The organism is Microvirga sp. GN3 (genome assembly GCF_055792825.1).
Window position 1 is genome coordinate 1567 of the sequence record NZ_JBVVAK010000252.1, and the last position, 6157, is coordinate 7723.

General features: G+C 61.7%; 4 protein-coding genes. 2 read left to right on the forward strand and 2 right to left on the reverse strand.

Translation table 11 applies throughout. The features are described from left to right. The first annotated feature begins 212 nt into the window (after window positions 1-212). Window positions 213-767: a hypothetical protein gene (locus ACS5Q1_RS45225; protein WP_473104345.1), complete on the forward strand. Its 555-nt coding sequence runs from the start codon at window positions 213-215 to the stop codon at window positions 765-767. On the opposite strand, the gene ACS5Q1_RS45230 is transcribed toward ACS5Q1_RS45225, so the two are convergent. Beyond that, window positions 722-1054, reverse strand: a complete 333-nt coding sequence (locus ACS5Q1_RS45230; protein WP_473104346.1) for a hypothetical protein — start codon at window positions 1052-1054, stop codon at window positions 722-724. The two genes, ACS5Q1_RS45225 and ACS5Q1_RS45230, sit on opposite strands and share 46 nt — an antisense overlap. A gap of 500 nt (window positions 1055-1554) precedes the next feature. Between ACS5Q1_RS45230 and ACS5Q1_RS45235 the strand changes: the two genes are divergently transcribed. Next, window positions 1555-3993 (forward strand): AI-2E family transporter, encoded by a 2439-nt coding sequence (locus ACS5Q1_RS45235; RefSeq protein WP_473104347.1) that lies wholly within the window; start codon window positions 1555-1557, stop codon window positions 3991-3993. Window positions 3994-4493: 500 nt separating this feature from the next. Here the strand turns inward: ACS5Q1_RS45235 and ACS5Q1_RS45240 are convergent, their stop codons facing one another. Continuing rightward, window positions 4494-5015 (reverse strand): two pore domain potassium channel family protein, encoded by a 522-nt coding sequence (locus ACS5Q1_RS45240; RefSeq protein WP_473104348.1) that lies wholly within the window; start codon window positions 5013-5015, stop codon window positions 4494-4496. Window positions 5016-6157: the final 1142 nt, after the last annotated feature.

A 6157-nucleotide genomic window follows, 5' to 3' on the forward strand; every position in this document is an offset into this window, starting at 1 on the left:
AGGCTCTGGCACTTCTCCACGAAAGACGACCGTCAGACGTTGGGTGCCATGAGAACCGGAAACGAAGGGTCGGCTCCTGGTTCTACGGGTGGCTCTCTGACAGCTACGCGGTGTAGGCACTTCAGAATGCGGACGTGGTACGCCAGCCCGAGAGGGTCGCGCGGTGGCGTTGGTCGGACCCGGACCGGGTCCCGTGGCAGTCGTTTATGTAGTTGGCGCAGGCCGCCCGGCCGGACTGGACCGGCGACGGCGGGCTCGAGCTACTACTACAGGACGACCTCTTGGCCGAGATAGGCGGCGGGAGGCTAGACGGGCGGCTCGTTGCGTCGGTCGGGCTGACCTGGGACCAGGTAGCGCTTGACGCGGCCGGCCCGCACTGCGAGTACGACGACACCCTCCTTATGACGCTGTCGTGGGGGCTCCGGAAGTCGATAAGGACCAAGACGCTCGTAATGTTCCTGACCCGCCCAGCCGAGTTTGGCTGGGACGCGGTCCAGGTACAGCGGCCGCTCTTCGAGAAGCAGCTGATAACGGACGGCCTGACCTACTTCACGGATGTGGCGCATCGACAGTCTCTCGGTGGGCATCTTGGTCCTCGGCTGGGAAGCAAAGGCCAAGAGTACCGTGGGTTGCAGACTGCCAGCAGAAAGCACCTCTTCACGGTCTCGGAGGCTGATCACGATCGCTGGAATGAGCGATCATGGTCCTCTGGAAACCATGATCACGATGCCCTGGAATGGATGATCACGATGCGCTGGAAACCGTGATCACCATCGCCTGGAATACGCACCCGGAAGCGGGCATCGTTCTCCGGCAAGTCGGGAGCGGCGGTCAGGGCCTCACGGAGCCCCAGCAGCGTGAAGTCGACCGCCTGGAAGGTTCGCTCGGTCTGCTCGGCCAGTACATGGACGAGATTCCGGGCATTCTCCTCGCCCCGTCCTACCCTCTCGTTGTAACTTTGCATGAGTTCGAGCGCGCCCAGCAGCACGATGCCGAGCGCGAGGACAACGGCTGGGGCAAGGGAAAGGCCAAACCGCGCAGACCGGGGCCTCATGCATTGATCTCTAGGCCGTGGAGCAATCACTGCATATGTTATCCTAGGTCGCCCGTTCCAATCAGTCATGAGGGACGAGCCAGACTCTTCGGCTGAATCGTTTGTGCGCACCGCAACAGGTGACCAGTTCGGGTCACGCACTGCCCCTGAGCGCGACGGTGTCGATGTCCGTTCCACCGCAGGAAGGCGGATCTTCAACCTACCACCGCTTGGTGCCAAAACCCGCACTTCGCATCAGACGACAGAAGGTTAGCTCTATCTCCTAGCCTCGATCTCCTGCTCTTGATCCCTTTCTGCCGCCAGATCGCGCAAGGCAAAGCTCCGTCGATCTAGGAGACAGCACTGGAGCAGCCCCTTCAGTCATGCCTCTCCGATGGCGCCACGCGGATGGGCAGTGCAGCCCCAAGGCGACGACGGCAACGCACCCGAACCGCCGATCGGATCAAATGCCACTGGCATCGAGTTGTCCTGCGATTAACCTGAACCGAAGGCACTGCACGATGGCCGACCCGGCTCCGGCGCCGCCCCCGCCCGCCCTCCAGCCCGCAGGATCGCCCATCCTGACCGCCGGTGGCATCGTCCTGGCGATCGCAGGCCTCTACTTCGGCCGGGATCTCTTCGTTCCCTTTGCTCTCGCGATCCTCCTGAGCTTCGCCCTGACGCCACTGGTCAACTGGCTCAGACGCTGGAAGCTGCCGCGGATTGCAGCCGTGCTCGTGGCCGTGACCCTGGCCTTCGTTCTGATCGCGGGCATTGCCTTCGTGGTCGGGCGCCAGCTCGTTCAGCTTGCCAACAACCTCCCGAGCTATCAGACCACCATCACCGACAAGATCCGCTCGTTGCAGACCTCCGCTCCCGGCGGGGGGATCGTGGACAAGGTCACGACGACCATCCAGGATGTCGGCAAGCAGATCTCCGGCGAAAAGCCTCCTGACAATGTTCCGGCGCAGACACCCGGGTCCCGGCTCGGCAGCGGCACCGCGCAGGAGCCGGTCACCGTGCGGCTGGAGGCCCCGCAGGCCAAGCCACTCGAGATCATTCAGACCGTTGTCGGTCCCCTGCTCGCGCCGCTGGCCACCGCTGGCCTGGTGGTGATCTTCGTGATCTTCGTGCTGCTCGAGCGCGAGGACCTGCGCGACCGCTTCATCAAGCTCGCCGGGGCAGGCGATCTCCAGAAGAGCACCCAGGCCATCAACGATGCCGCCGCCCGGGTCAGCCGCTATCTGCTGATGCAGCTCGTGGTGAACCTGACCTACGGCATCCCGATCGGCATCGCCCTTTATTTCATCGGCGTGCCGAATGCCCTGCTGTGGGGCCTCTTGGCGGCGGTACTGCGGTTCATCCCTTATCTTGGCCCCTTCCTGGCTGCTCTCTTCCCGATTGCCCTTGCGATCGCGGTCGATCCCGGCTGGACGATGCTGTTCTGGGTCGTGGGCCTGTTCCTCCTTGCCGAGCTCGTCAGCAACAACGTCATCGAGCCATGGCTCTACGGCTCCAGCACGGGTCTGTCATCGCTAGCCATCATCATGGCGGCGATCTTCTGGACCAGCCTGTGGGGTCCGGTCGGGCTGTTCCTCGCAACGCCCCTGACGGTCTGCCTCGTCGTGATCGGACGCTATGTGCCGCAGCTCGAATTCCTCGGCGTCCTCCTCGGCAGCGATCCGGTGCTCGCACCGGAAGAGCGTCTTTACCAACGCCTGCTGGCCGGCAATCTCGAGGAGGCGGTGGAGATGGCCGAGGACTACGTCGACGAGCACTCCTCGCGTGAGCTCTACGACAACGTGGCCATTCCGGCTCTCCGCTTGGCCGAGAACGATCGCCAGCGCAGCACCACCGACACCAACTACCGGCGGCTCGTCGCCGACACGGCGATCTGCGTCGTGCGCGAGGTGGAGGACCATGTCCGAGAGAACGCCGCCTCCGGCAACGAAGTGGCTACGGGTGAGGATCGCGCACCGTCCGCACCAGAGGAACGGCCCTCGTCGGTCCTCTGCCTGGCGGGACGCACGGAACTCGATCGCGCCGCGGCCGAGATGATGGCGCAGGTGCTCGAGGAACAGGGCATCGGCGCTCGGGTTCTTCCGCCGATCGCCGTCAGTCAGGGGGCCTTGGGGCAGCTCGATCTCAAAGACGTGGACGTGGTGTGCCTGTCCTACCTGCATCCACAGCCGCAGGTTTATGCCCGCTACATCTGCCGTCGCCTGCGCCGCCGGGCACCGCACATGAAGCTCATCGTCTGCTGTTGGAACCTGGCGCCCGGGACGGGGCAGACAGACGACCTCAAGAAGCAGATGGCGGCCGATGCGGTCTTCGCCTCTCTGGCAGCCTGTGTCGAGCAGGTGAATGCGTGGGTCTGCCGCCCGGCATCGACGGGCGAAGCGCCCCCGGTCCTTCCTGACACCGAGCAGGCGCAGGTTGCGGCGCTGCACGACCTCGGGTTGGCCTCCGTGATGGGCCGTCAGTTCGACGAGGCATCCAGGAAAGTCGCGCAGGCGTTCGATGTCCCGATTGCCTTGGTTTCTCTCGTGGATGAGGCACACCGGCCCCTAACCGATGTGGCAGGCCTGCCTCAGGAAACTCAGGTCACACAGCAGCCTCCTCATGAGGACTCGCTCGATGCCCACGTGATCGCGGCGAACGAGGTGCTGGCGTCCCAGGACGTCACGGAGGATCCGCGCTTTGCCGACGATCCGCGCGTGCTGGAGAAGGGCATCCGCTTTTATGCTGGGGCTCCGCTGCGGACTTCCTCGGGATTAGTCATCGGCACCCTATCCGTCATTGACACCCGACCACGCGACTTCTCGGAGCCGGATCGCCGCCGCCTTCAGGATATGGCCGACAAGCTGATGAGCCAGATCGAGCATCGCTCCGCGGAGGAGCCGGGCAAGACCGACAAGACCGCGACACGACCGAGGGCAGGACGTGAGACAGCCCCCTAATGCGACCCACTCGACGGGTGCATTGCACGACGTCAGGGGTCTTGCGCAGAGGCAATGTTCGTCGCCGGTCGATGGTCCGGCACGATGAATTGAGCGCGGTCGACCATCACCTCACGGCCCCGTACTCAGGTCATTAAATTCCAAACTTCCTTCAAGGTGCAATGTCTGCACTGGGTCGACCCCGGTCTGATCACGACGGTCTGGGAAGGTCCGCTATTCCGCCGATAGGGGGGCACCGCGACCTGCTGAGGGTTTCACGCATCCGCAACCCGGCGCTGCTGCGTCTGTTAGCTCAAGAGTGTTCAGGTACGCTCGGGCGAGGGAGCCCTCAAGTCCGGTCTCAATCACGTTACCATGTCTAAACCTCCAAGCCGTGAGGACCACAATCGTTGTCCTAAATTCTGGATACCTCATCCGCCACCATCCCTTAACGACCGCATAGGCTGAGGCTAAAGGCGAGATACTGCCGGACGCACAGCAGGATCATCGAGTAGTCGAAGTTACGCAGCGTCGGATTCGGCGGCTTTCTTACGTTCGGCGTGGTGGGTGTCGAGTGTTCCGAACTGAGTCATGACATAGACGAGCACGCTCGACGTCCAACCGAAGGTGAAAAGCCCTGAGACGGCGATAATGGGCCCTAGTTGCCGCCAGCTCAGCGGCAGCCGGACAGTGCCCTCACCGAGAGTTGTATAGGTCTCGGCTGCGAAAAAGGCTGCGGTTGAGAGTTCGGGAATGAGATTGAGCCAGTAAATCGGCAGTGCCCAGACCATCACCTCGATCAAATGAACGATGACGAGTTGCGCGATCACGCTGCCGAACAGGAGGTTGACCCGCCAATGGGGCGTCGCCGTGGTCACATGCACCCATCGTCCAGAGAAGTAGCGCGAAACTCGTCGAATGCCGGCACCGTGGACGAAGACCACGACGACAAGGATCGCGATGCCAAGCGCGATCTGCAAGAGGTCGAAGGATGTGGAAACCACTTCGACGGGCAGCTGTGCCAACGGGTCTTGTGGGATCATGCTATCCTGGTCTTGGGTGTCAGAAGAGTGCCGTCGAACTTGGCGCCGGTTGCGTGAGGCGAGCTTTGGCGAGTGTCTGCCTTTTCCATGAAATTTTCGTTGATAGGCCTGCCTCGATAATTTGTTCCAACGACCGTTTCTGGGTCGATTAAGGACAAATTGCTGAGCTTGGCATTCATCTCTACGGTCGTCGAACGCGACGATGTATCGACGTTGCCGCCACAAGTGGGGAAAGGCAAGATTCGGCACGATTGAGTGCAGGTCCCAGGGCTTCGGCCAAGCTTCCGGTTCAGCATATTCAGGAACTTTGCCGGCATAGCCTAATTGTCGTCCAGAGCCATCAATCGAAACTCATGAACCGCAGGGATTAATCGATGGACAAGAAGCCAGGCACAAATACTGGAAAGGATGGCGGCATCTTCCGGGAGGTTGGTCCACGGGGCGGCAAGCGCGAGAACTTTGCCACCGACAACGGCCCCAGGCGCCACTTGGCACCCAGTTAGGACGACACCCGACAGCAAGCACTAAGTCATCTCGGCCTTATCAACCAGCCGCATCCGATTGATCTTCGGCATACCGCAATTCCGAGGGGGCCGATTGCTCTCGATGTGTATTGAACGCGGCGTGGAGCTGATCTTCCAGCGCATCGATCCTAAGTGCCTTAGTCCTCCTGAGAGTTTCCGGATGTTCGGAAGGCTTCGGATAGACACAACCGGGGATGTCACATTAACTGAGTATAGCCGTTAGGCAGCCGACGAGGTCAGTTTTTGCACAGCCCAAGTCGTTGATTTCCCTCGGCGCGAGATTGTTCCTTGACGAGTACAGGGTAGTATTCGCCGTTAATGTGACATCCCCGTTCACTTCCTAATCAGCAAGGAGAGGTGGCGCTCGGAGTCGAGGTCCTTAACCGCATGATCCGGACCTGCAAGCCGGCAACGATGTGCGTTGTGTGATTGATGTCATGGGGGCTCAATCGGCTCCGCGATATCTTCATGAACCAACGCTCCCGTACCCCAGAATTTGCGACATGTGTGGACGCCCGCTAGAGCGCAAGAAGAATCTTCAGGTTTGATGCAGCGCGTGGTCAGGGTCTGACATGTGTGCGGCCTCTGATGCGGCCGTTCACATGCCGCGGGCCCGGA